Source organism: Pauljensenia sp. C0170B4 (assembly GCF_056590235.1).
The window spans coordinates 114,177-139,213 of record NZ_JBWPVS010000005.1 but is presented as its reverse complement, the minus strand read 5'-3'; the positions used below and the strand labels follow the sequence as shown (position 1 = coordinate 139,213).

The 25,037-nt window shown below is 59.4% G+C and carries 21 protein-coding genes and 1 tRNA gene; 12 read left to right on the top strand and 10 right to left on the bottom strand.

Annotated elements, in window-relative coordinates:
- Positions 1–79 precede the first annotated feature (79 nt).
- The 6 genes from AC1EJ1_RS07985 to hrpB all read left to right on the top strand — a co-directional run bounded on the left by AC1EJ1_RS07985 (position 80) and on the right by hrpB (position 9,183).
- On the top strand, positions 80–1,822 hold the full coding sequence (locus tag AC1EJ1_RS07985; RefSeq protein ID WP_070726417.1) for a pyruvate dehydrogenase: 1,743 nt from the start codon (positions 80–82) through the stop codon (positions 1,820–1,822).
- Between the two features lie 264 nt (positions 1,823–2,086).
- Positions 2,087–4,183 (top strand): formate C-acetyltransferase, encoded by a 2,097-nt coding sequence (gene pflB, locus AC1EJ1_RS07980; protein ID WP_058236996.1) that lies wholly within the window; start codon positions 2,087–2,089, stop codon positions 4,181–4,183.
- Positions 4,184–4,239: 56 nt separating this feature from the next.
- Positions 4,240–4,491 (top strand): autonomous glycyl radical cofactor GrcA2, encoded by a 252-nt coding sequence (gene grcA2 / locus AC1EJ1_RS07975; RefSeq protein ID WP_058236997.1) that lies wholly within the window; start codon positions 4,240–4,242, stop codon positions 4,489–4,491.
- A gap of 146 nt (positions 4,492–4,637) precedes the next feature.
- A complete protein-coding gene (gene pflA / locus AC1EJ1_RS07970; protein WP_480295660.1) occupies positions 4,638–5,519 on the top strand; it encodes a pyruvate formate-lyase-activating protein in 882 nt (293 codons plus the stop codon).
- Between the two features lie 123 nt (positions 5,520–5,642).
- A complete protein-coding gene (locus AC1EJ1_RS07965; protein WP_058237823.1) occupies positions 5,643–6,539 on the top strand; it encodes an aldose-1-epimerase in 897 nt (298 codons plus the stop codon).
- Between the two features lie 94 nt (positions 6,540–6,633).
- Positions 6,634–9,183, top strand: coding sequence for an ATP-dependent helicase HrpB (gene hrpB, locus AC1EJ1_RS07960; RefSeq protein WP_480295659.1), 2,550 nt, complete (start codon positions 6,634–6,636; stop codon positions 9,181–9,183).
- A 183-nt stretch (positions 9,184–9,366) separates the two neighbouring features.
- On the opposite strand, the gene AC1EJ1_RS07955 is transcribed toward hrpB, so the two are convergent.
- From AC1EJ1_RS07955 to argS, 4 genes are all read right to left on the bottom strand, one after another.
- Positions 9,367–11,595: a S8 family serine peptidase gene (locus tag AC1EJ1_RS07955; protein WP_480295658.1), complete on the bottom strand. Its 2,229-nt coding sequence runs from the start codon at positions 11,593–11,595 to the stop codon at positions 9,367–9,369.
- Positions 11,596–11,834: 239 nt separating this feature from the next.
- On the bottom strand, positions 11,835–12,674 hold the full coding sequence (locus tag AC1EJ1_RS07950) for an aldo/keto reductase (RefSeq protein WP_092648689.1): 840 nt from the start codon (positions 12,672–12,674) through the stop codon (positions 11,835–11,837).
- Between the two features lie 100 nt (positions 12,675–12,774).
- Positions 12,775–14,229 carry a diaminopimelate decarboxylase gene (gene lysA / locus AC1EJ1_RS07945; protein ID WP_285015688.1) on the bottom strand — a complete coding sequence of 485 codons (1,455 nt, stop codon included), beginning with the start codon at positions 14,227–14,229 and terminating at the stop codon, positions 12,775–12,777.
- 45 nt (positions 14,230–14,274) lie between these two features.
- The gene (gene argS, locus AC1EJ1_RS07940; protein WP_058237002.1) at positions 14,275–15,954 is read right to left on the bottom strand and encodes an arginine--tRNA ligase; all 1,680 of its coding nucleotides are present in this window, start codon (positions 15,952–15,954) and stop codon (positions 14,275–14,277) included.
- A gap of 284 nt (positions 15,955–16,238) precedes the next feature.
- Here argS and AC1EJ1_RS07935 point away from each other — a divergent pair, with 284 nt between their 5' ends.
- From AC1EJ1_RS07935 to AC1EJ1_RS07915, 5 genes are all read left to right on the top strand, one after another.
- Positions 16,239–17,471 (top strand): tyrosine-type recombinase/integrase, encoded by a 1,233-nt coding sequence (locus AC1EJ1_RS07935; protein WP_480295657.1) that lies wholly within the window; start codon positions 16,239–16,241, stop codon positions 17,469–17,471.
- Between the two features lie 570 nt (positions 17,472–18,041).
- On the top strand, positions 18,042–18,311 hold the full coding sequence (locus AC1EJ1_RS07930) for a helix-turn-helix domain-containing protein (protein ID WP_480295656.1): 270 nt from the start codon (positions 18,042–18,044) through the stop codon (positions 18,309–18,311).
- Between the two features lie 68 nt (positions 18,312–18,379).
- On the top strand, positions 18,380–18,568 hold the full coding sequence (locus tag AC1EJ1_RS07925; protein ID WP_480295655.1) for a helix-turn-helix domain-containing protein: 189 nt from the start codon (positions 18,380–18,382) through the stop codon (positions 18,566–18,568).
- A gap of 409 nt (positions 18,569–18,977) precedes the next feature.
- Positions 18,978–19,319: a hypothetical protein gene (locus tag AC1EJ1_RS07920; RefSeq protein WP_480295654.1), complete on the top strand. Its 342-nt coding sequence runs from the start codon at positions 18,978–18,980 to the stop codon at positions 19,317–19,319.
- Entirely contained in the window at positions 19,316–20,644 is a 1,329-nt protein-coding gene (locus AC1EJ1_RS07915; RefSeq protein WP_480295653.1) for a DUF3631 domain-containing protein, read from the top strand. The genes AC1EJ1_RS07920 and AC1EJ1_RS07915 overlap by 4 nt, the downstream gene beginning before the upstream one ends.
- A 328-nt stretch (positions 20,645–20,972) precedes the next feature.
- On the opposite strand, the gene AC1EJ1_RS07910 is transcribed toward AC1EJ1_RS07915, so the two are convergent.
- Together AC1EJ1_RS07910 and AC1EJ1_RS07905 are read right to left on the bottom strand one after the other, a co-directional pair.
- A complete protein-coding gene (locus AC1EJ1_RS07910) occupies positions 20,973–21,308 on the bottom strand; it encodes a sigma factor-like helix-turn-helix DNA-binding protein (protein ID WP_480295652.1) in 336 nt (111 codons plus the stop codon).
- Positions 21,309–21,334: 26 nt separating this feature from the next.
- The gene (locus AC1EJ1_RS07905) at positions 21,335–21,664 is read right to left on the bottom strand and encodes a hypothetical protein (RefSeq protein ID WP_480295651.1); all 330 of its coding nucleotides are present in this window, start codon (positions 21,662–21,664) and stop codon (positions 21,335–21,337) included.
- Between the two features lie 6 nt (positions 21,665–21,670).
- Between AC1EJ1_RS07905 and AC1EJ1_RS07900 the strand changes: the two genes are divergently transcribed.
- Positions 21,671–21,862, top strand: a complete 192-nt coding sequence (locus AC1EJ1_RS07900) for a hypothetical protein (RefSeq protein WP_480295650.1) — start codon at positions 21,671–21,673, stop codon at positions 21,860–21,862.
- A 325-nt stretch (positions 21,863–22,187) separates the two neighbouring features.
- On the opposite strand, the gene AC1EJ1_RS07895 is transcribed toward AC1EJ1_RS07900, so the two are convergent.
- From AC1EJ1_RS07895 to AC1EJ1_RS07880, 4 genes are all read right to left on the bottom strand, one after another.
- Positions 22,188–22,260, bottom strand: a tRNA-Arg gene (locus AC1EJ1_RS07895).
- Between the two features lie 84 nt (positions 22,261–22,344).
- On the bottom strand, positions 22,345–23,022 hold the full coding sequence (locus AC1EJ1_RS07890; RefSeq protein ID WP_480295649.1) for a DUF4126 domain-containing protein: 678 nt from the start codon (positions 23,020–23,022) through the stop codon (positions 22,345–22,347).
- Between the two features lie 59 nt (positions 23,023–23,081).
- Positions 23,082–23,846, bottom strand: coding sequence for a glycerophosphodiester phosphodiesterase family protein (locus tag AC1EJ1_RS07885; RefSeq protein ID WP_070726404.1), 765 nt, complete (start codon positions 23,844–23,846; stop codon positions 23,082–23,084).
- Positions 23,837–24,937, bottom strand: a complete 1,101-nt coding sequence (locus AC1EJ1_RS07880; protein WP_480295648.1) for a M23 family metallopeptidase — start codon at positions 24,935–24,937, stop codon at positions 23,837–23,839. The genes AC1EJ1_RS07885 and AC1EJ1_RS07880 overlap by 10 nt, the downstream gene beginning before the upstream one ends.
- Between the last annotated feature and the right edge of the window lie 100 nt (positions 24,938–25,037).

Here is a 25,037-nt window from a genome sequence, read left to right as displayed (position 1 = left end):
GATTGCGTACAGTAAAAGATGCGCCGCATGTATGTGGTGATTCGCAGATCGATCCTCGACGGTTAAGGAAAAAGACGCAATGAACGTCGCAGAACAACTCGTCAGCCAATTGGTGGAAGCTGGAGTACATCGGATCTATGGGATCGTGGGCGATTCGCTCAACCCAATTGTTGATGCGGTGCGCAAAACCGGAGGATCCGCCAGGGGCGGTATCGACTGGGTGCACGTGCGCCACGAGGAGTCGGCCGCGTTCGCCGCTGCCGCTGATGCTCAGGTGTCCGGAAAACTGGCAGTGTGTGCTGGTTCATGCGGCCCGGGAAACCTGCACCTGATCAACGGCCTCTTTGATGCGCAGCGTTCCGGCGCGCCTGTCCTGGCTATCGCCTCACACATTCCCAGCGTGCAGATCGGACAGTCTTACTTCCAGGAGACCCACCCCGACCGGCTTTTTGTGGAGTGCTCGTCGTACTGCGAAATGGTTTCCACCGCTCAACAGGCTCCGCGCGTCATGAACGCTGCAATCCGTCACGCGATTGGCACTCAGGGCGTCGCAGTGGTGACGATTCCCGGTGACGTGTCTGACCAGAAGGCGCAGGCTCCCACACCCCAGTTCGTTCCGGCTCGCCGTCCGATTCTGCACCCCAACCCCGATGATGTTGCTCAGCTTGCCACCATGCTCAACAAAGCCAAGAAGGTCGCGATTTTCGCGGGTATTGGTGTGGCGGGCGCACATGATGAGGTCATTGCACTGGCAGACGCACTGCAGGCACCAATCGGGCATACCCTGCGCGGGAAAGACTTCATTCAGTACGACAACCCTTTCGATGTCGGCATGACCGGCCTGCTGGGATACGGCGCAGCTGCAGAAGGCATGAACGATGCGGATGTCCTGTTGTTGCTTGGAACAGACTTCCCGTACAACCAGTTCCTGCCTGACACGCTGACCGTACAGGTCGACAACAGCCCCGAAAAACTCGGACGACGCACCGACGTGTCCCTGCCGATCTGCGCCGATGTCAAGGCATTGATTGACAGCCTCATGCCGCAGCTCAAGGGACGCCGCTCATCAGCATTCCTGAAGAAGCAGCTCAAGAAGCACGCCAAGATCATGAAGGCACCCGTCGGCTCCTATACGCGCAAGGTCGAGCACATCAAGCCGATTCACCCCGAATACGTCGCACACGTCCTGAACGAGATTGCCGCACGCGACGCGATCTTCACCGCCGACACCGGCATGTGCAACGTGTGGACAGCCCGCTACATCGATCCGCTGGGGTCGCGCCGACTGATCGGCTCCTTCCTGCACGGATCAATGGCGAATGCTCTGCCTCAGGCCATCGGCGCTCAGGAAGCATTCCCGGACCGCCAGGTGATCTCCATTTCAGGCGACGGCGGCCTGTCAATGCTGCTCGGCGAGCTGGTCACAGCCCGCATGCATGACCTGCCCATCACGGTCATCGTGTTCAATAACTCAACGCTGGGCATGGTCAAGCTGGAGATGCTCGTGGACGGAATGCCTGACTTCGGCACCGACGTGCACGACATGCACTATGCAGATGTCGCGTCCGCAATGGGATTCCAGGCTGAACGCGTGGACGATCCTCAGGATGTGCGCAATGCCTTGACGAGGGCGCTCAGCCATCGCGGTCCCTCCCTCGTCGAAGTCATCACCGATCCAAACGCGCTGAGCCTTCCACCTGAAATTACCGGCGAGCAGCTGTTCGGCTTTGCCACGGCCATGTCGAAGATCGTGTTGAACCGCGGTGCCGGCGAAGCAGTGTCGATGGCAACGTCAAATATGCGCAACATTCCACGCTTCTGATCCGGCGCGGACAGGACTCCCTCGTCGCTTACTGCATAATGCGACATTCGTCATGGGACTTTTGTCCCATTGCTCAGAATGCCGTCAGCATAACCACGCGCAGTGAGACGTAGTCCATAGGTCCTGATTCAGGATCCTCCTAGAAGGCCCAGCGCTTTCGAGAGACAATAAGGTCAGATGTCAAACAGACATACATTGGCTGGCCGCGAACCACGCCACCGAAACCCTTCAGATCGAAGGGACCGGAACCGGAGAAGAGGGATTATGACCACCCAGATGACTGCTCCAACATCCGTCAGCGAAGACCCGTGGGATGGGTTCGAGCGCGGTGCATGGACCGAGCACATCGACGTTCGTGATTTCATTCAGCGCAACTACACGCCATACGAGGGCGACGCCTCCTTCCTTTCTGGCCCTACAGACAAGACACTGCGCCTGTGGGACACACTGGAGAAGAATTACCTGTCCGAGGAGCGCAGGAAGCGCGTACTCGACGTTGACACGGATACACCGGCAGACGTTGACGCGTTCGGCCCCGGATACATCAGCGACGACGACAATGTGATCGTCGGCTTGCAGACCGACTCACCCCTCAAGCGCGCGATGATGCCGTTCGGCGGATGGCGCATGGTGGAAACCGCCATCAAGGAAGCCGGCAAAGAGGTCAACCCTGACGTGAAGAAGATCTTCACTCAGTACCGCAAGACCCACAACGATGCCGTGTTCGATATTTACACACCTCGTATTCGCGCAGCCCGTTCTTCCCACATCATCACCGGCCTGCCGGACGCCTACGGCCGTGGCCGTATCATCGGTGACTATCGCCGCGTCGCTCTGTACGGTGTCGACGCGTTGATCGAAGCCAAGCAGGTTGACAAGGACCGCTACGCTGATCAGCCGTTCTCCGAGCACTGGGCCCGCTACCGTGAAGAACACGCCGAGCAGATCAAGGCTCTGAAGAAACTGAAGAGCATGGCTGCCAGCTATGGCTTCGACATCTCCGGCCCCGCGAAGAACGCGCAGGAAGCTGTGCAGTGGACCTACTTCGCTTACCTCGGGTCCGTGAAGTCTCAGGACGGCGCTGCAATGTCGATCGGCCGCCTGTCCGCATTCTTCGATATCTACTTCGAGCGCGACCTCAAGGCAGGCGTGATCACCGAGCAGGACGCTCAGGAAATCATCGACGCCCTGGTTGTCAAGCTGCGTATCGTGCGTTTCCTGCGCACCGAGGCGTACGATCAGATCTTCTCCGGCGATCCCTACTGGGCAACCTGGTCAGATGCCGGTTTCTCAGAGGACGGTCGCACACTGGTCACCAAGACGTCTTTCCGTCTGCTGCAGACACTGCGCAACCTGGGACCGGCTCCCGAGCCAAACATCACGATCTTCTGGGATGAGAACCTGCCCGCAGGTTACAAGGAATTCTGCGCCTCGATCTCGATTGAGACGTCCTCCATCCAGTACGAATCCGATGAGCAGATCCGCGCTCACTGGGGCGACGATGCAGCGATCGCATGCTGTGTGTCTCCGATGCGCGTGGGCAAGCAGATGCAGTTCTTCGGCGCGCGCGTCAACGCCGCCAAGGCTCTGCTGTACGCCATCAACGGTGGTCGCGATGAGATGACCGGCAAGCAGATCGTTGACGAGTACGAGCCCATCAAGGGTGACGGCCCGCTGGACTTCGATGAGGTCTGGGCCAAGTACGAGGACATGCTGGACTGGGTTGTGGGCACCTACGTTGAGGCCCTCAACATCATCCACTACTGCCACGACCGTTACGCCTACGAAGCGATGGAAATGGCACTGCATGATTCGGATATCGTGCGCACCATGGGCTGCGGTATCGCCGGCCTGTCCATCGTGGCCGACTCCCTGGCTGCCATCAAGTACGCCAAGGTCGTCCCCGTGCGTGATGAGACCGGCCTGGTTGTGGACTACGAGGTCGAAGGTGACTTCCCGACCTACGGCAACGACGATGATCGTGCAGACGAAATCGCCGCCACCGTTGTTCACACCATCATGGACAAGATCCGTCAGATCCCCCTGTACCGTGATGCCATCCCGACTCAGTCGGTGCTGACCATTACCTCGAACGTGGTTTACGGCCGCGCAACCGGCGCGTTCCCCTGCGGACACAAGGCCGGCACACCTTTCGCGCCGGGCGCCAACCCGCAGAACGGTGTGGACACGCACGGCATGGTCGCATCCATGTTGTCGGTCGGTAAACTGGACTACAACGATGCCCTTGACGGCATTTCGTTGACCAACACGATCACGCCATCAGGTCTGGGTCGGAACAAGGGCGAGCAGGTCACGAACCTGGTCGGCATCCTCGATTCCGGCTTCATTCCTGAAGACTGATTGAGACGACGAACAGTTCTTTTGAGATACTAGAAACAACCTGAGAAGGAGAGATCATGGCAACGAAGACGTTTGATGAGCGCCTGGCCGACATGAAGGACAAGCGTGAGGAGAACGGCGGCATCAAGGGGCTGTACCACGCCAACATTAATGTGCTGGACCGTTCCACCCTGGAAGATGCGATCGACCATCCTGAGAAATACCCGAACCTGACGGTGCGTGTGTCCGGCTACGCAGTGAACTTCGTGAAGCTCACCCGCGAGCAGCAGCTGGATGTTCTGTCCCGTACGTTCCACCACTCAGCCTGATCCCCGCAGGTACGAGGGCGTCCTCGGCACTGCGCGATGACACCGCAATGCGAAGATCAGAAAACTGAAACGTGCCGCTTGGTTGCCTGCCGATCGATTCAACGATGGCAGGCAGCCAAGCGCTTTTTATGGCAGGAGGTGCATACATGACGACACAGTCACAGCCAGTGGCTATTGAGCTGCTCGGCGACCAGGATTTTCAGCCGCCAGCTAATCGGATGGCCGGGGCGGGCACAGCCGGCCTGCAGGAGCTGACCGACCTTGAGCGAACAGATCGTCTGCGCCGTATGCGCGAAGGAACACTCGGGTCGATTCACTCGTGGGAACTCGTGACCGCGGTGGACGGACCTGGTACCCGCATGACGATTTTTCTCAACGGGTGCCCGCTGCGCTGCCTGTACTGCCACAACCCTGACACTCTGAATATGCGCGACGGCCAGCCCATCGAGTCCGATGAACTGTTGCGCCGCATTAAGCGCTATCGCAGAATCTTCCGTACCACCGGCGGCGGAATCACGCTGTCGGGCGGCGAAGCACTGATGCAGCCTGCTTTTACTGCACGCATCCTGCGCGGCGCCCGTGAAATGGGTATTCACACGGCGCTGGACACTTCCGGCTTCCTGGGTGCGATGGCAACCGATGAAATGATCGAGGACACGAACCTGGTGCTGCTCGACGTGAAGTCCGGTGATCCTGATACCTACCGAAAGGTCACTGGCCGCGACCTGCAACCCACCATCAGTTTCGGGGATCGCCTGGCTCAGCACGGCACCGAAGTATGGGTACGTTTCGTCCTGGTGCCGGGTTTGACCGACGATCCGGACAACATCGACCGAGTGGGACGGATCGTCGAAAAGTGGCCGAACGTGTCCCGTCTGGAAGTCCTTCCGTTCCACCAGATGGCGATTGACAAGTGGAAGAACCTGGGGATGACGTACAAGCTGGAGGACGTCAAGCCCCCGAGTGTGGAGCACGTGGATAAGGTGCGCGAGCAGCTGCGCCGCTTCGATATTGCAGCGGTGATGTAGCAGTGCCTCGCGCCACCCTTGGCGTGGGTTCCGTCACCCGCGCTCGGGGTGTCAGCGCAGCGGCCTCGAGCCACTACACTGGAAGAAATCTATGACGATTGCCAGCACAGATGGGTGGGAACGATGACACGTACACTTTCCGGACACGATATTGCTCTGCGCGCAGGCGCATACACCGCTCACGTGGTGTCGGTGGGAGCGGCTCTTGCTTCCCTGACGTTCAACGGCCGCGATGTCACGCTTCCGTTCGACCCGAACGTTTTGACGAAGGGCTACTTCGGCAAGACGCTGGCACCGTGGCCCAACCGCATCACCGAGGCGACGTACACGTGGAACGGTGAGCGCATGGACGTGCCGCGAAACGAAATCGAAACCGGGGCAGCTCTGCACGGGCTGGTGTCCTGGACCGACTGGACCGTCGTACACTCCGATTCTGATTCAGCGACCATGAGCACATTCCTGCCGCCGCAATACGGCTACCCCTTCGCCCTCGACCTGTCGGTGACGTACGCACTGAGCGCGGAGCGCGGCCTGAGCATCACGATCTACGCGAAGAATGTGGGCAGCGAACCTGCCCCCTATGGTTGCTCACACCACCCCTACATCACGATCGGTCAGCAGTCGATCGACGCGATGACGCTGACGGTTCCGGCCGGCAAGGTTTTCGATGTCGATAAGCGTTTGGCACCCGTCGAGCTGAAAGATGTGGAAGATCTGGATCTGGATTTCCGCTCCGGGCGGCTCATCGGCAGCCAGTCGGTCGATCACGCGTTCACCGAATTGCCCGACGGCACGTGGCAAGTCAGCCTGTGTGACGAGGGTGGCTCATCCGTGTCGGTCACCTCTGACGCGCCGTGGGTTCAGGTGTACTCCGGTGATCAGCAGGGACGTATCGCCACCGCTGTTGAGCCGATGACTTGCCCGCCTGATGCGTTCAATTCCGGGATCGACCTGATCGTGCTGGAACCGGGCGAGGACTACTCGATGACGTTCATGATCAGTGCTGACTTCGTCGAGTGAGCACACTGACACTGTGACGGATCCGGGGTCGAGTGCCAGCGAGCCCCGGCGATCGCTGTTTGATCTGATCACACATCCACCGGACCTGCCTATCGTGTCAGTCCTCGATCAGGTGACGCGCGCCGCGCACCCGGGGACGTTTGCCGTCGTGTCAGCCACCGCCGGGTCCGGTAAGACGACGCTCATTGCGCCCGCTGTCGCAGCGCGCGTCAGCGGCACGGTGGTCTGCACGCAGCCGCGACGTATGGCTGCGCGCGCTTCCGCCCGACGAATCGCCTCCCTGCTGGGTGAGCGTGTGGGGGAAACGGTCGGGTTCACGGTGCGCGGCGAGCGCGCCGTCGGCCCGCACACGCGTATCGAGATGGTCACCCCTGGCGTGTTGGTGCGCCGCCTCCAGGCTCATCCGGATTTGCCGGGAGTGAGTGCCGTAATTCTGGACGAGTTCCATGAGCGTGCGCTCGACTCTGATCTGGCCCTGGCGTTCCTGCTCGATGTACGGCAGACACTGCGTGAGGATCTGACGATCTTCCTCACCTCGGCAACGCTGGATATGGCGCCGACACTGACTTTCGTCCGCGCCCACGCCTGCGAGTGCGAGGGTGCAGATGTCATGACGATTGAGGCGCCGGGCGTGCTGTTTCCACTGGAACAGTCGTGGGCGCCTGCTGCACCGAGCGTTTCTGCTCTCGCACCTGTCGGTGGCAATGGTCGAGTGGGAGTAAGTCGAGAGTTCCTGGCTCACATGGGTCGCGTTGTCGATGAGACTGTGCAGCGCACCAGCGCAGATGTCCTGGTCTTTGTGCCAGGTGCACGCGAGATCCGCATGCTGATTGATGAGTTGCGTGCGCGTCTGCGAGGCGACGTGGAGATAGTGCCTCTGTTGTCCGCTCTGTCGGCGGCCGAGCAGGACCGTATCCTGACACCTGTGCCTGAGGGCTGCGAGCGACGGCGACGCGTCATCGTGTCCACGTCGATCGCTGAATCGTCACTGACTGTTCCCGGAGTGCGCGTCGTTGTTGATTCTGCGCTGGCTCGCCACCCGTCCATTGACCCGGCACGCGGTGTCACCACCCTGGTCACAGTGCCAGCGTCACGAGCTGAGATGGTCCAGCGTTCAGGGCGTGCAGCCAGGCTCGGCCCTGGCTGGGCGGTGCGGTGCTGCGCGGAAAATGAGTGGGCGCGCCGCCGGCAGACCCCGGCCCCGGAAATCGTGGAGTCTGATCTGACTGATGCACTGTTGCAGTGCGCGGTGTGGGGCGTGCGCGACTTTGCTGACTTGCCGTTGATGGATCAGCCCCCCTCGGGCAATGTCCAGGCTGCTCGCGAGGCGCTGGTCGCTATCGGGGCGCTCGACACTGAGGGCGCGCCCACACCTCATGGCGAGATGATTGCGCGACTGCCGGTCGCACCCTCGCTTGCTCACGCACTGGCAGCCTGCGCGCCGGTCATCGGGGTGGAGGCCGCGTGTGAGTGTGTTGCGATCATTGATGAGCAGATTCGCTGTGACAACGCCGATCTTGCTGCCAGCGTGCGCCGTCTGTGCCACTCCTCGCACGCCGAGTGGTCGCATATACGCGACCAGTCGGCGCGACTGACACGCCTCATGGGTCGATACGCTGCCGACATGTCGCGCCACGCACCTGCAGACCAGCTCAGCCGTGATGACCAGCTTGCCCTCGTCGCGGCCACCGCTCACCCGCAGTGGATCATGCGTAGGCGCCGCGATTCTCCCTTGTCCTACCAGTCGGTGTCCGGTCTGGGAGCGTCCCTGCCCGCTACCAGTCCCCTCGCCGGACAGCAGTGGCTGGCGGTGAGCGATATGACACGGCCGTCAGGCAGTTCAACCGCGCTGATCCGGGCGGCGCTCCCCCTCAGCGAGGATGATGCGCTGGGGTGTGCGGGCGCCCTTGTCCATGAGGACACGCGCGCCTGGTATGATCCGGCAGCACAGCGATTTCGCGGCGAACAGGCCACCATGCTGGGTGCTATTCGACTCGCGTCACGGTCACTCAGGACGCTGCCGCCGCAGACTGTTCAAGATCTCATGGCGCAGGTCTTGAATGAGCACGGAATGTCAGCGCTGACGTGGACACCGACCGCCGTGCAGTTGCGTGCCCGCATGGCAGCGCTCCACGAGATTGTCACAGATCCGTGGCCGGATGTGTCGGATGCAGCATTGGCCTCGAGTTTTCCACAGTGGGGAGCTGAGGATTTACCTGCCTTGGCTTCGGGAAAACCACTGACCAGCATCGATACGATGCGACTGTTGCGTTCGCTGTTGCCCTGGCCTCAGGCTGCGCGACTGGATGAACTGACTCCGCCCGATATTGAGATTCCAACGGGAGCACGTCGGCGCATTGAGTGGACTGAGAACGGGCCGACGCTCACGCTGCGAGTCCAGGAAGCATTCGGGTGGACGTCTACGCCCAGATTCGTCGACGGCCGAGTTCCGCTGATTATTCACCTAACCGATCCGGCCGGTCGTCCGGTGGCGATCACTTCCGATCTTGCGTCATTTTGGGCTGGTCCCTACCAACAGGTTCGCTCCGAGCTTCGCGGCCGGTACACGAAGCATGCCTGGCCTGAAGACCCCCTGTCGGCTACTCCCAGCTCGCGCGCAAAGGGACGAGGGCGATCCCGCTGAGAGTGTTGAACGGCGGTTGTTGAACGCCGAGGGTTCGCCGGGGCTGCTCAAAGAGCGAAGGATTCCCGCCGGCGCTGCCTGTGGTGGCCTGGACAGACAACGTGGCGCCCACACCACACGGTGCAGGCGCCACGTTTGAGTGCGACATCGGATGCGGTTGCACCCGGTGCCATCCTCACTAAATCAGGAACGCGTCATGCGTCGCGAAGCTGTCAACGCTCCAGCCCCAGCAAGCGCAAGACCGGCCAGTGCCATCGCGGGCACCGATGCGCCGGTACGGGCAACGCTGGGCTTTGCACTGTATGCAGCTGGCTGCTTATTTTGCTCGTCGTGCTTGCGAGTCGTGTCCAGAGTTCCCTGAACAGCCACCGTCACATCGTCATCAGCACGCGCATCGTTATTACGTCCCCACGCGTCGACTGCAACATTCAGCTTCCTGTCCGCAGTGAATGCCTGAGCGACTTTCAACTCAGCTTCCAGAAAGGCAACTTGCGAGTCGAAGGCGCCAGTCCCGTCAAGGGTGGCCACGGACCGACCGTTGACTCGCAAAGCAGCTTTCGTGTAGGGCCCGGCCACTGCTGCACGAATCCTGACGTACTCACCCTGGGGAGCAACTTTCGCATCCGCAATGGCCTTCCACGACTGGCTCTCAGAGTCCCAGTACTCCACTCCCGCAACCGTCGGCTGAGGCTGATTCACTGTGACAGCAGCCAGTGCGTCCACCAGACCGGTGCCACGGTATTCCTTGCCGTCTGGCGCCTCTGCGTTGTTCGGGTCGGCCAAGACCGTGTAGCGGCCACCTGCCTGTTCACGCAGAAGGTTTGCTGCCTGGTCAGCACTCAGCGTCGGGTTAACGGACCGCAATAGTGCTGCAACGCCTGCGGCATGTGGCGACGCCATAGATGTACCGCTCTTCGATGCGTACAGTGCAGTCTTATCCCACCAGTCGAAACCAAGTGGAATCGTTGAGAAGATTCTCGATCCAGGTGCGGCGACATCAATAGCATTCGCGCCGTAGTTCGAGAAGTATGAGCGAATGAAGGGTCCGTCAAGCGGATCTGAACCCTTTGGCTTTTCCACCGAAGAGACCACGACTACTCCGGAAAGATCGCTGGGAAGGTCCACGCCTCCCACTGACGAGCGGTTCTCAATTGCAGCTCCAGCCACATCATTCGGGCTGCCACTGTCTGTCGTCGCGTTGTCAATGTCGCGATCGTCATTGCCGGCAGCCGAGATGTTGAGTACGTCGTGGTCGTGGGAGTAAGCAACCGCGCGAGTCACGGCCTCCAGGCCTGCAGCCTGGTTTTCTTCAGTGGGAAGCCAGTGTTCCCACGGATCGGTGAAGTATGAATTATTGGTCACCGCGATGTCGTGTTCTGCAGCCCAGATGAAGCTGCAGGTAACGTATTCGGGGTAGAACAGACCATCAGCGTTTCCTGCCTTAATCGCGGCAAGTTTCGCATGCGGTGCTACACCGTCAACGCCGATCCCATTGTGCGCTGCAGCAATCGTTCCGGCGACGTGTGTCCCGTGATCAGATCCAGATGTCGGGGAGGGCTGCCATGCCTCAAACGAGGTGTCAGGAATACCATTGTGAGAGCATCCAACGGATTTGCTGTGATCGATCTGGTCCTTGAGGTCTTCGTGAGTTCCATCGATACCGGAGTCGATGACACCGACGGTGACCGGCGCAAGCATGACATCGACGGCCGCTGCCTGGTCGGCACGGACAGCCTTCAGACCCCACGCTTTTTCGGATTGAGGATCGGGTGTGTACTCCTGGTCCAGTTCACTGTTCTTTTCAAGCTGGCTGCGACCCGTCATCCTCGTCGATGTGCCTGACTGCCCTGACGGGGCTGAGTCTTGAGCCGCTTCCACGACAATCTCGTCACCTTTAACCTTGGCGTAGCGGGTGGGTCCGACGTTCGTCAACGGCACCTTCTTGTCGGCCAGTGTCGTGCGCACGTGCTCCGCAAAGTTTCTGTCAGCTGTCTGAGCAAAGAATGAATCGATCTGCGGGTACTGCTGCAGGATCACGGCACCCGTGTCACGCACGGCCGCCACGGCAGAGTTAAACTGATCTGAACTGACGCCGCGCTTGAGGTTAATCGCAAAATTCTGGACGTAGGGAACACCTGGCTCAGGATCGCTCGCATCGTTCGCCTGGGGGGTTCCCTCGTCTGCCGCCCTGTCTGTTGCGGCCGGCTGGTTCGCCGCTACTGGCTGTCCTGACTGGGCGCCATCAGGTGACTGAGGGGCATCTCCAGATTGAGCAACTTCCACTTCTGCACCGTCGTCAGCTGGTGTTCCAGGCTGGGCACTCCCCACTCCCGTGACGACGCCAGCGCTGGCCACGCCAAGAGCAACCGTCACTGCTGTCAGCCGGGCAGCCCGCGTTACATTACGCTGCACACGCATTCTTGACCTCACTTTTACCATGTTGAAAGAAATCTGAGAATTTAACTTCAGATAAACCGCAGGTTAAGTCAGATGCATTCAAGAAAGACGCAAGGTTTCACATTCTGATTAGTTTGTCCACAACGTGATCACACACTACAGGTGTCAATATCTTCTGTTCTAAACTACGCCTGAACTGCCGCGACACACAACAACCCCTACGCAACACGCAGTTCTGCCAGTTTAAACGCTCTTTACTCAAATTCGTCCGGATGCGCCCCGATGCGGCCGCTTTCACTGTGGAGGGCATCGATCGCCTCCAAGTCAGTTTCCGGCAGGCTCACACCAGCTGCAGCCAGGTTTTCCTCCATGCGCTCAGGCGACGTGGTCTTGGGAATGACCACGCGACCACGTTGCATATGCCACGCCAGAACAGCCTGCGCCGCGGTGACACCGGCACGCTCAGCGATGTCGAGGATCACCGGGTCCTCGAGGTCGCGCGCCTGGCCCAACGGTGAGTACGCTTCGATGACCATTCCCCGGTTACGGGCATCGGACAATACGTCAGGCTGCGAGAAAGACGGATGAACTTCGGTTTGTAAGATCACCGGTGTCACGCCCGTCTCGTCGCGTAGACGGTCGAGGTGATGAGGCAGAAAGTTGGAGACGCCCAGCGCGCGCACGGCTCCCGTGTTGAGCATGCGGATCATGGAACGCCACGTTTCGACAAAAAGATCTTTCGAGGGAACCGGCCAGTGAATCAGATACAGGTCGATGACATCGAGACCAAGCGCACGTCGGGAATTATCCAGCGCCTCAATGGCTCGGTCAGCACCGTGATCGCTATTTTGCAACTTCGTCGTCACGAAAATATCGGAACGCTCCAGACCTGAACGTCGAATCGCCTTACCAACGCCGGCTTCATTGTGATATCCAGCGGCAGTGTCGATGTGCCGATATCCCGCCTCAATCGCCTGTTCGACCCGTTCTGCAGTTTCCTCAGGCGGTATTTGGTAGGTACCAAAACCAACTTGCGGGATGGTCATTCCCTGTTTCAACACAATGTCATTCACGTGAGAGGTCGAATCAGCCATGCATCGACCATAACGCACTGCGCCACTGGTGCAAGTGGCATTGACGTAATAGGGCGCACAGCTGCCAGTGATCCTGAAGCTTCACCCAGCTTCACGCAGGTCAGGCGAGGCCCACGTCGCAGGCCAGTAGATCTTCCACGCTTTGGGAACGCACGATTTCCTCAGCATTCCCGTCGCGCACGGCCACAACGCCTGGCCGCGGCACCATGTTGTAATTCGACGCCATCGACCAGCCATAGGCTCCCGTCGCCAGCACCACCAGCAGGTCACCGCGATGCAGGTCAGCGGGCAGGTCGACGTCCTTCACGACGATGTCACCGGACTCGCAATGCTTTCCAACCACTCGGCAGCGCACCAGCGGTGCACTAAGCCGCCGATTCGCCAGCGTGACGGAATATTCCGCGTCGTACAGTGCGGGTCGAATATTGTCCGACATTCCCCCGTCGACAGCCACGTAGCGGCGCACCAGATCGTCACTGACCTGCACGTCCTTCACCGCACCCACCGTGTACACGGTGACCGTTGTCGTGCCGATCACGGAGCGTCCTGGCTCCACGCTCACTCGCGGGACTGGTTCGTGATAGCCCTCAGCTTCTGCTCGAACGGTTGTAGCCAATTCACGCGCCACCTGCGCAGGTGTGGGTGGAATCGGGTCGGTTGACGTATAGGCGATGCCCAGTCCCCCACCCAGATCGATGTCATCGACGAGGACACCCAGTTCCTCATGAATCCTGTGGCGGAAAGCCATGACTATCCGTGCGGCGTGGGCAAAAGGCTCAGCCTGAGCGATCTGCGAGCCGATATGGTTATGCAGACCCACCAGCGTCAGGTTCGGAGCATCCAGAATCGCACGGACGACGCTCATCGCATCGTCTCCTGCCACCGATAGACCAAATTTCTGGTCTTCGTGGCTGGTTTGAATCATCTCGTTGCCACCTGCATGGATGCCGGTCTTCACTCGAACCATGACACGCGCTGTCACGCCGCTCTCGGCCGCAATGCGTTGAATCTGATCCACTTCACCAGGTGAGTCCACGAAGATGCGGGCAATGCCTCGGCCGTTACCAGCAGTGAGCGCCACACGGATTTCCTCGTCCGACTTATTGTTCCCATGCAGGCCGATGCGCTCGGGGTCCACGCCGCTGCGCAGCGCACTGGTCAACTCCCCGAAGGTGGAGGTGTCGATGCCCATGCCACGTTCAGTGGCGGTGCGGGCCACGTGGGAGCACATGAAAGCCTTGGCAGCATAGAATGCGTCGCCACCGTTCATGCCGTATCCGTCCCAGAATTCCTCGGTCATGGTGGACGCCCACATACGAGCGCGAGCCTGAAGGTCGCGGTCATCCAGAACAAAAAGCGGCGTGCCGAACTCTTCGGCCATCTCCGTCAGCGCGCACCCACCGATTTCGATGACACCATCATCTGTGCGGCGAGCTGACCACGGCCACATGTCCGCACGCTCGGAAGGCTCGGGACAGACGAGGGTACCAACGGTTGCTTTTGCTGGCACGCTGGGGATCAGAGTCGGGTCGTCCTGTGCATCATGTGCTGACATCGTGGTCCTCTTTCTCGATTCCTGGCGCTGGACAAGCTGCGTGCACTACATGCGCTCAGGGGCGCTCACTCCCAGCAGTGCCAGTCCGTTACGCAGAACCCGCGTCACCGCATCGTTGAGCCACAGGCGGGCCACGTGGGACTCGGTCACGTCCTCGTCAGCGCGAGGGGTGACGCGGCACTGCCCGTACCATGCATGGTACGTCGCAGCAAGTTGTTCGAGGTAACGGGCCACACGATGAGGTTCACGCATTGAAGCGGCCTGCGCAACAAGTGCCGGGAATGTGGCGAGCACTCCGAGCAGTTCACTGTCGGCAGGATGGTCCAACGCGGACGGGTCGAATCCGGCGTCTCGGCTGACACCGTGTTCAGCTGCATTACGCGCCACGTTGCAGGTTCTGGCGTGTGCGTACTGCACGTAGTAGACAGGGTTTTCGTTTGTGTGCGAGGACAGCAGGTCCAGGTCGATGTCCACGTTTGAATCCATCGATACGCGCACCAGTGAGTAGCGCGCGGCGTCAACGCCCACAGCATCCACCAGGTCATCAAGGGTGACGATCGTGCCGGCTCGTTTCGACATGCGCACCGGTTGTCCGTCCTTGACCAGGTTGACCATCTGGCCGATCAGGATCTGCATGTTGACACCTGGCTTGTCACCAAATGCTTCGCACATGGCCATCATGCGGCCGATGTAGCCGTGGTGGTCAGCGCCGAGCAGGTAGATTGCTGCGTCTGCTCCGCGGGAGCGCTTATCCAGGTAGTAGGCCACGTCGCCTGCGAAGTAGGCAGCCTGGCCGTCCGACTTGATGAGGACGCGGTCTTTGTCATCACCGTAATCGGTGGTGCGCAGCCAGACGGCGCCATCCTCGTCAAACACTTCGCCGCGTTCGCGCAGGATTTCGATGGCACGTGTGACGGCTCCGGAGGTATGCAGGGAGTCTTCGTGGAAGAACACGTCAAATTCGGCGCGGAAGGCGCGCAGGCGATCCTTGATCTGCGCGAACATCAGGTCAACGCCGCGAGCGCGAAATGCCTCGACAGCCTCTTCATCCGGCAGTGTGGCAGGATCAGGCTCCCCTGCTGCCGCCGCATCGTGACGCACCTGGTCTGCGATGTCCTGAATGTACTGGCCGCCATACCCGTCCTCGGGCGCTTCCTGACCGCGAGCGCGCGCCACCAGTGAGCGGGCGAAACGGTCAATCTGGGAGCCGTGATCGTTGAAATAGTATTCGCGCGTGACTTCTGCGCCGCTCGCGCTGATCAAGCGGGCCAGCGAATCGCCCACGGCCGCCCAGCGTGCGCCACCCAGGTGAATCGGGCCGGTCGGGTTGGCCGAGACGTATTCGAGGTTGATATGCGTGCCGGCAAGTGAGTCGTTGCGCCCATATGCTTCGCCTGCTTCCACGATGGTGCGCGCAAGCTCGCCGGCACTGGCTGCGGCCAGTCGGATGTTAATGAATCCCGGACCTGCGATCTCAACGCTGTCGATCCCCTCGTTCTCACGCAGTGCGTCTGCCACGACGGTGGCCAGGGCACGCGGCGCGGTGTGTGCTTTCTTGGCCAGTTGCATCGCAACGTTGGATGCCCAGTCTCCGTGTTCGCGTTGCCGAGGGCGTTCCACGGTCACTGTTTCAGGGATGTCAGCCTCATCCAGGGTGATGGTGCCGGCGTGGGCGGCATCGCGCACAATGCGCGTGATCAGTGCAGAAAGTTCTTCAGGCGTCATGGTTCAAGATTAGACGGCATCGGCACCGTGCTTCCACTCGTTACCGCACTGTGGCGCACCCCGCGTTCAATCTCTCATTGAGCGCCTACCTGTGAGCGCCCCGAACAGGACTCGAACCACGTTTTTGCGTAATTCAGTAAACGCGCGTTTTGTGTTGATATAGAGCCTAAAAGTCCCGTCTGCCTTGAGTGCGTCTAGTGCCTGTATTATGCTTGTTTTTAGGTGTTTCGGGGAACGTTCGGGGAACGCTCGGGGAACGAAACGCACTCAAAGGAGCCACCACCATGCCACGCAACACGCACCAACAGCAGCGACCCTTCGGTAAAATCAAGCGCCTACCGTCCGGGAATTACAGGGCGGATTATCCAGACCCGCGCAAGAATGGGAAGCGTATAGCCGCCCCGGCCACGTTCTCACGCAAGGAAGACGCGCAAGTATGGCTATCGACTGAGAAGCAATCTATTGACCGGGGAACGTGGAAAAGTCCTGAGCAGGTGGAGCGTGAGCGCGCCGAAGCAGAACGCAAAGCCCGGTACGACAATATGACGTTTGGCGACTACTACCCGATGTTCAGGAAGTCCGTCCGATGGGCACCCTCATCAGCGCGCACACGCGAGCCAAGAATCAAAAAATATATTCTGCCCTACTGGGAAGACGTTCCGATCAAGCAGATCGACAAGTACATGATTGACCAGTGGGTGACCGAGGTTGTCGCACCATTGGGCTACGGGCAGCGCAAGGAAGTGTGGCGCTTGTTTAAGCAGATTATGAGAGCGGCGGAAGATTCCGACGTGATCGACGTGGTGCCGAAGGTCAGCAGACACTCGAAGGATCTTATACGCCCACAGGTCAACGAGCCGCCCGCTCACTCCAACCGTGCTTTATCGCGTGAGGAAGTACAGAACGTGATAGCCGAAGCGTCCGACGAGAGCAGACCCGCCTTAGTTCTCATGACTGTTACCGGCATGAGGCCGGGAGAAGTCAGAGGCTTGAAGCCCAAGGCGATTGACTTCAAGAACAATCTTGTGCGCATCGAGCACACAGTGAAGATGGAAGGCGAGGCGCAGCGAGGCGAGGACAACGCTAAAACGCGCTCCAGTCTTCGCACCATTCCGATTGACCCGCGCATCACCGCGATGTTGAAGCAGCACATTAGTAGCCATATGACCGGGGTGGATGCTTACGTGTTCCAGTCACCTAAAGAAAAAGGGCGAGCAGTCTCACTGACCAGTTTCCAAAAGACCGTGAAGGCCACACAGAAACGGCATGACTATGACCGGATGGCACCCTACTGTTTGCGCCATACGTTCGAGACGCAAGCCCAGCTAACCAGTGGTGCCATCATGATGGATGTCGACGCGATGATGGGGCACGAGGTCAGGAATGATCCGAATATGCAGCGCCGCTATTCTCACGCTAGCTTGGAGCGTCAGCGCCTTGTGGCCACCTACATGGCTGATTGGGTGTTGAACCCACCAGCAAGCGAAGCGGAAACGAGAACCGACATCGTGGGCTAAGCGCTCGCAGGTGAACGGAAGCAGTGTGTAGCGCTGGGGTAGCACTGTCCGACTCAGCGCGTCATACCTTGGGCGCATAGGGGTCAGGCGCGACACGCCGATAACAGACAAAAATCTTCCCTTCAACCGTGGTATTCGCCTTGGAGAGCCACGCGCTAAGTCTGTGGATTGAGCCGCGGGGGGGTGCCTGTGGAAAACCGATATCACGCCACCATCTTTTAGTTGATAATCAGTATCAACACACTTGTCTATAGCCGCATTAGGCTGTGGATAAGGCTGTGGACTTCCTGTGATTCTCCCCCCGCTAAGGTGAGTTCGATGCACGTAACCACGCTTCACGGCCATCATGGCCTGTGGATAAAGAGTCTCGACAAGGTAGATAAGACTTCTGTCTTGTGCTTAAATGCGAGAAGGGTCATCGAACAGATGATCCATTCACCGACGGGGTGAGCCGTCCACGCCTCGCCCGAAGTGCTGCAACACTTCAGGCGAGGCACAGTGAACAGAAGATTTACTTGCGTGAGTGTTCTTCCATTGGCTCCCCCTCTTACATGAGGAGGCATATACACTATGGCCCATTTATACGACATAAGTCAACATAAATCAGGTCGTGTCACTCAACAGGTCACCCAAAAAGTCACTTTACCGAGTTACATTACGGTCACCCAGGTGGCTAACACTTTGCGTGTCACGCCAACCACCGTGCATAAGTGGATCAACAGCGGGCAATTACCAGCACTTAAGCTAGGCGACCACAGTCGCGTCATACGCATCCCGCTTGACGAGTACGAGAAGTTCCTTGAACGCGGAACCATCTCAGCCAGTGGTGATGCCCTGTGAGCGCACCAGAAAACAATCCGGTAACCCGCAAAGCCTGTAGGGACGAGCACAGGCAATACCGCGCTTACATGAAGGTTAGCGACTTGACGGCCTTCACCGGCATTGCGCCCAACACGATCTACACGTGGATCAAGCAAGGGCGGATCAAAACCGTTGAGTTCGGCTCGCGTATCTTGATCCCCGCAGACGAGATGGAGCGCCTGTTAACCGAAGGCGTGCCCACACCCAACCAGTACAGGGACGGTGACGCGGCATGACACTCAACAATTCGAAGGGTGAGTACACGAGAGGGGGGCGCTCTCATCGTGGAACGCCCCCCAGTCAGCCACCGGAATACGCTTATTGTAGCACGAACGTTGGGCGCTTGGGAGACTTCGAGAGCCGACTCGACGGCGCTTGCATAGACCGAAGCTCAACCCGTGTCCACGCTGTATTCTGGATACCCGTCAGTGGCGTGATGCAAGCCCTAGACAAGCACCACATCACACCCCCGCCCGACCTATTCAGGCAGTTAGAACACAGGACTGTTAAGGGGCACACCTGTATGTTCGGGAACGACGTGACACGCCTACTTGCTAAAGGCATGGGCATTGACGAGCAGACTGCCAGCCTCATCCCCCTAGAAGTATTCATACTCACCAACGAGACCCCTAGCGGGGTGGTCGTATGAGTGCGCATAAACATGATTGGAGACGCTTCACCCCGCGTGAGCAACAAATCTACGTGCAGGGAATGACCGACGGTATCTCAATCGGTCACCACGAAGGCTATGTAGACGGCTACAAGCGTGCCGTGGAAGAGCATAAACACCAGTGGATCCAAGAGTGGTTCGAACGCGGTTGGAAGGCGTGCGAAGACTACTTCACGGCAATCATGGCACTATGCCTACCCTATCTAGAAGACGCGATCCGCTACCCCGATTACGCCACCTTGTGCGACATGCGGGGCGACCACGCGCGGGCAGAACGCCAACGCCGAACCCTTAAAGAACGCGGGGTGGACGATTGAGCGAAAAAGAAGAAGGCAGCGAACTATTCGATGCCGTCTACAAATTCCTAGGCCGCTTCGTCGCCTACCCCACCAGTGAATCACGCGTTGCGCACGTCCTATGGATAGCGCACACATGGTTCATGGACGAGTGGGAAGGAACCCCCCGGCTCGCTTTCCTCTCTCCCGAACCTGGGTCAGGCAAGACACGAGCACTGGAAGTGACAGCACCACTCGTGTGCAACGGACTGTCATTTTCCAACGTCTCACCCGCCTACCTGTTCAGGCGCGTCTCTAAGGAAGACACGTCCCCAACCGTCCTGTTCGACGAGATAGACGCAATCTTCGGCCCCAAAGCAAACGGCAACGAAGACCTACGTTCATTCCTCAACGCTGGACACCGTAAAGGCGCACGTATTGGGAGATGCCTCGATCACGGGGCGGGCATCGAAGAATTCGACACGTACTGTGCCGTAGCGCTCGCGGGCTTGGGGTATCTACCTGACACGATTGCCACGCGTTCTGTCATTGTCAGGATGCGGCGGCGTAAGCGTTCCGAGCAGGTGGAGCAGTGGAGGATCCGCACGTGCGAACCTGAAGCTATCGGGCTGCATGATTGGTTCGAGCAGTGGGCAAGCCAACAACGGGATAACGTGGGCATCCCCATGTTGCCTAACCAGATCCGAGACCGTAACGCGGATGTGTGGGAGCCGCTTATTGCCGTGGCTGATCTTGCTGGGGGTGCGTGGCCGCAAGCCGCGCGTACCGCGGCAATCACCATGACAAGCGCCGAATCCACGCCCGCAACACTGGGGGCCGAACTACTCGTTGACATTCACACCATCTTCGAGAGTAAAGGAGCTGACAGGATTACAAGCGGCGAGTTAGTTAACGAGCTGAACATGATGGAGGAATCACCGTGGGGCGACCTCAAAGGCCGCCCGATGGACACGCGTCGCCTTGCCCGCATGCTCAAGGGTTACGGTATTCACCCCCAAGCCATCAGGATCGGCGGTGCAACCCCGCGCGGATACTTGCGTGACGCGTTCATTGACGCGTGGGAACGGTACCTACCCGCCCGCAGTCTCCAAGAAGCGCAACAAGCGCAACACCGCAACATTGGCGTTATACCAACGAATAGTCAGGGCGTCCCCGCGGATGCTATCCGCAACAAGTGCAACACTCATGACGAATCTGTTGCGGATGTTGCGGATACAAAAGCGATATGCAACGGGACTTTCCCGTGCGATACCAACGATGTTGCGGTGTTGCGGACAAATACAACCTACACGGGCGACGGCAAGCAAGGATCCCTGTTTGACAGTGGGTTGGAGGGGTGCGCCTAACCTGTCAACGCACCAGTCCAACATTGCGGCGTGTGGCTCTCATGGCAATCGGCGGTGGGAGCCACGCGCGTCACGCCCGCGAGCGCACCGCGCCCCCGCGTCGGCGCGGCATGGGTGGGCAGCAATCAAGGAGACTGAGAACCGTTCTCACACAAAGTGGTGGCGCGGGTAAAGGCTTACCCCAGCGTGAGCGCGCTGGGGTAAGGCGCTGGCAAAAGCCGGCGTACAAATTCCATGACGAAAGGGTAAATATCCCATGGAATTTATCACTGTAGCGCTAGAAGCGCTACGCACAGTATGAGGCGCACGGCCGTGACTGTCAACCGCCCTACCCGGCTTCGTCCTCGTCACCGTTGAGAAACGTCAACATGAGTTCGTCAGCACGCGTTAGCGACTGCCACACAGCGCCCTGAGTGACACCCTCACGGCGCGCTACTTCCACCTGTGGCAAGCCCATGACCACGCTGAGATAGACGCGGCGACGCAACTGTGCTGGCAGCGCGTCGAACGCGCGTCTACCGTCAGCCACGCACGCCCATAACGTTGACTGCCTGTAAGGGTCGAACTGGGCGCGCGGCATCCCCACTTCACGATACGTGCCGTCAATACTCCACCCCCACGCGTGAGCATCACTGAACGACGCGCGCACCAGCTCACGCACCACAGGCGCACTGTACTCACTACACATGCTTACGCGTCCAACGGTTCAGGTTGAAAGCCCGTCACCAGCAAGTTACATTCCTCGTGTTTGTGGTGCTTGTAGTCCTTGAATACTTCGGTTAAGCGGCCACGCACTCGCAGAATCAGCCCGCCTACACCCCCGCGGTTCCACGCGGTTACCAGTTGTTGAGGGTGTTCATGCGCCCATATCCACGCGCAGGCCACACATTCGTCGTACGACAAGCGCGCTTTATAGGCGAACAGGGTGACGGCTCTACTAAAAGCCGCCCACACTTCATTGTCAGGGTCACCAGCTTCAAGGATGCTTACTACTTGATCAGTAGTTACACGATTAACCACAACTCCATGCTACATTACACGGACGCATTGAGCGGGCAGCACGCTATGACAACAGCCCTCGTGCTGGAAGCAGACGGCAGGAGAGAAAACGGACGCTGGAAACGCGGCAGCATCGATATTGGCACAAGTGCCAATATCTCCGATTCGACAGATCCGTCGTTATCGAATCCTGAGGATCCTCAGAATGTTGCAAATTAGGGGAATCCCCCGAATGTTGCACAGGCCGGATCCGCTACTAGAAGTCTCACACACCCCGCCTATTAATCACTCTCTCAGGTCTTAAACCCCATTCACCTTTGAGTTGCCACGCTCCACGCTTGCTAAGACAGGGCGGTAGGGAGAAAGAGCGGCGCGGGGGTCAGGTGCCGGGGTGTTCCCAACACGACGAAGCATGGCCGCGAGCGCTCGCAGGCTATTTAGTACGAGCTTTTTTCGGGGAACGCTCGGGGAACGAGAGAGGGTAGCCGGAATTACGCAAAACCACTTTTCGTTGATATAACGCCACTTTGCTAAACCAGTCCCGCGCCCCGAACAGGACTCGAACCTGCGACCTTCTGCTCCGGAGGCAGACGCTCTATCCGCTGAGCTATCGGGGCCAACGCCTGTCGAGTTTAGCACTTCCGCCTGCAGTGGCGCTCCCCTGCTCACGCGCACAGCCAGTGGAAAGGATCACCCGGCATTTAGTCGCGCGTAGGCCGCCCTCGTGCATCGTTGAGATTGTCGAGGGTGTCCGCGTCGCTGATGATCTCTCGTTCGTGACGACCTGATCGTGGGACGCGCTGTAGGGAGCGGCGCACCGTCACGATCGCCCACGCCATGAATGCGATGACAATGACAACCAGGATCAGAGCAATGATGGGGGCGACCACGGCGAGCAGTGAGATCCCCAGGGACGCCGTGTCCTCGCCTGCGGAGATGAACGGAGTGGCCAGGCCTGCGGTTGTCACATTGGCGATCGGACGCGCGGATGCTTTCGTCAGGTGGACGACCAGCGCGATCACCAGTCCGATGACGATGGGCAGCCAGTTGGACGTGTCGGCAAAAAACGAGTCCGGGTCGTTGGTGGCAACCGTTTGTGCACCCACACCAGAGGCGAAGACAATGCCACCGGATGCCGGCCGAATGAATGTGTGCACGATGTCGTTGACCGAATCGAGGGCCGGGATCTTGTCAGCGACGACTTCGACGACCAGAAGGACTGCGAGGATTCCCAGCGACCACCATGATGACAGCCAGTTCCACGCGGGTGGCAGATTCACCCACGACGTGAATTTGTCCAGTGCGCCCAGGATGAGCAAGGGAATGTACGCGTTCAGGCCGGCAGCACTTGACAGGCCGGTGGCAGTCAGAATCTCCATAGGTTGATTTTCGCACCGCCGGACGTCGCATCGCTACTTCTGTGTGCAGTAACCAAATATCAGAGGCGCGCGAGTTCCAGGGCCATCGTGGGCCGGTCGGTAATAATGCCGTCGACTCCCATTCGCCTGACGTGTTCAATATCCGCGGCAGCGTTCAGTGTCCACACGTGGACAGCCAGGCCATGTCGGTGTGCCGTGGCAATGAAACGCGGCGTGACCACGCGAATCCCTCTAAATGCCAGCGGCACTTGTGCGGCAAGCACTCCCTGGTCAGGTCCAGGAACGTTCCATGTGCGCGCACTTGAGGCGGTCGAAGCTGCACCCATGAGCCTCGCGATCCCTGACATTCCCAGCGACGTGGAAGCGAAGGGGCGGGCGTGGCGAACGCGGCGCAGACGCGGCTCACTGAACGAGGCTAGGACAACTCGATCCCATGCCTCTGCCTGATCAATGACATGGATCAGCGGATCGACAACCTCATCAACCTTTGCATCAATGTTCCATCGCGCCAGCGGCAGTTTGCTCAGCACGTCTTCGAGTCGTTCAACCGGCTCACCGTTGGCCGTATCAAGGCTGCGGATCTGGTCGAACGTACGTTGCGCAATAGTGACCGGTTCACCGTGTGTGACCTGTATGGAGGGGTCGTGGTGGACGACAACGACACCGTCCAGTGTCAGGTGCACATCGGTTTCCTGGTGGATCACGCCCGCGTCAATGGCTCCGCGGAAGGCGCGCATCGTATTTTCGGGCCTCTCGTCAGCTCCGCCTCGGTGAGCGATGATGAGTGGTCCTCGCTCATCTGCCCGCTGGGAATTTACTGACATACCTGATCCAGGAAATGTGCCTGATGCTCCGGCATCCACTGCATCGGATCGACCGGCGTGTCATCTGCCGTACGGATTTCAAAGTGCAGGTGCGGCCCTGTGGACCATCCTTCATTGCCCACCGCACCGATCACCTGTCCGGCCGTCACGGTGTCGCCTTCCTTCACCAGCACGTCACTGGAACTCTGATGGGCATAAGCCGAGTAGTACACGGTGCCGTCAGGGAGGCGGTGCTCAATACGCACGTAGGATCCTGAGCGGGAGTCCTGGCTGAATTCGACAACCGTGCCGTCAGCAATCGCGTGGATTGGCTCTCCCAGCGTGGACGCCATATCAACGCCTTCATGCATGAGGAGTTGGCCTGAGATGGGTGAGACGCGCATGGAGAACGGTGAGGTCACTTCGTAGCTGCCTTGCTTCAATGGCCACATGACATTGGCAGATTCACGCACCGCACGGTTTCCGTCAGCGGCACCTTCTGCCTGCACACACGGGTCGACGTCCAGTGGCTGGCGTGCGCGTGAACGAGATGCGGCACCGGCGTACGCCTCGAGCGTCCCAGCATGCGTGGTCGTGTTTCCGATCGTCGCCCAGCTGGTCTGAGCAGGCCCGCTGTAGGTGGCTGCGACCGGCTGGTTGGACACATCCTGCGGGCTGAGGAATGCACTCAGCGGGATCGCAATTCCAATAGTGGCGACAGCCAGGACGCTGAGAGCCAGCGGTTTGCGGGTGCGTAGGCGGCTCGACGGCGCATTATTCTGCCTCGTATAGGATGTCGTGGTGCGTCGCACGCGTCGTGAACGTGTTGGACGAGCGTGGCGATCAGCCCGTTTGGGCAGCGCGTCCAGTCCGACCAGAGCCTCATTTCGCGAGGTGTCAGCCGCTTCGTCGTCGATTGACGAGGGCGACGCGTCCGCATGCAGCGAGCGGCGAGATGGGAAAGGTGAGATCACACTGAGCGCGTCGATGGACTCAGGGCGTGTGTGCTGGTGGATCGTGCTGCGACGAGGAAACGGGGAGGCGATAGTGTGACCCTGTTCAGGTACCGTGTGTGGCGCATCGATTTGCGGTGTCAATTCCGCAGATCCCATGCCCGTTCCTTCCTGAATTCCACAGATATCGCCCTCGACGCATCGTCTTGTTGATTGCGCCGCATAGCACTGACGTCAATATAACCCGCGACAGCTCTGA

Bases quoted from the DNA above. Each gene is read 5' to 3' on its own strand.
- AC1EJ1_RS07925 (WP_480295655.1), top strand. From the start codon at position 18,380: ATGAAGGTTAGCGACTTGACGGCCTTCACCGGCATTGCGCCCAACACG.
- pflA (WP_480295660.1), top strand. From the start codon at position 4,638: ATGACGACACAGTCACAGCCAGTGGCTATTGAGCTGCTCGGCGACCAG.
- grcA2 (WP_058236997.1), top strand. From the start codon at position 4,240: ATGGCAACGAAGACGTTTGATGAGCGCCTGGCCGACATGAAGGACAAG.
- AC1EJ1_RS07900 (WP_480295650.1), top strand. From the start codon at position 21,671: ATGCTACATTACACGGACGCATTGAGCGGGCAGCACGCTATGACAACA.
- AC1EJ1_RS07890 (WP_480295649.1), bottom strand. From the start codon at position 23,022: ATGGAGATTCTGACTGCCACCGGCCTGTCAAGTGCTGCCGGCCTGAAC.
- lysA (WP_285015688.1), bottom strand. From the start codon at position 14,229: ATGTCAGCACATGATGCACAGGACGACCCGACTCTGATCCCCAGCGTG.
- AC1EJ1_RS07920 (WP_480295654.1), top strand. From the start codon at position 18,978: ATGAGTGCGCATAAACATGATTGGAGACGCTTCACCCCGCGTGAGCAA.
- pflB (WP_058236996.1), top strand. From the start codon at position 2,087: ATGACCACCCAGATGACTGCTCCAACATCCGTCAGCGAAGACCCGTGG.
- AC1EJ1_RS07950 (WP_092648689.1), bottom strand. From the start codon at position 12,674: ATGGCTGATTCGACCTCTCACGTGAATGACATTGTGTTGAAACAGGGA.
- AC1EJ1_RS07935 (WP_480295657.1), top strand. From the start codon at position 16,239: ATGCCACGCAACACGCACCAACAGCAGCGACCCTTCGGTAAAATCAAG.
- AC1EJ1_RS07885 (WP_070726404.1), bottom strand. From the start codon at position 23,846: ATGTCAGTAAATTCCCAGCGGGCAGATGAGCGAGGACCACTCATCATC.
- argS (WP_058237002.1), bottom strand. From the start codon at position 15,954: ATGACGCCTGAAGAACTTTCTGCACTGATCACGCGCATTGTGCGCGAT.
- AC1EJ1_RS07930 (WP_480295656.1), top strand. From the start codon at position 18,042: ATGGCCCATTTATACGACATAAGTCAACATAAATCAGGTCGTGTCACT.
- AC1EJ1_RS07965 (WP_058237823.1), top strand. From the start codon at position 5,643: ATGACACGTACACTTTCCGGACACGATATTGCTCTGCGCGCAGGCGCA.
- AC1EJ1_RS07880 (WP_480295648.1), bottom strand. From the start codon at position 24,937: ATGGGATCTGCGGAATTGACACCGCAAATCGATGCGCCACACACGGTA.
- AC1EJ1_RS07985 (WP_070726417.1), top strand. From the start codon at position 80: ATGAACGTCGCAGAACAACTCGTCAGCCAATTGGTGGAAGCTGGAGTA.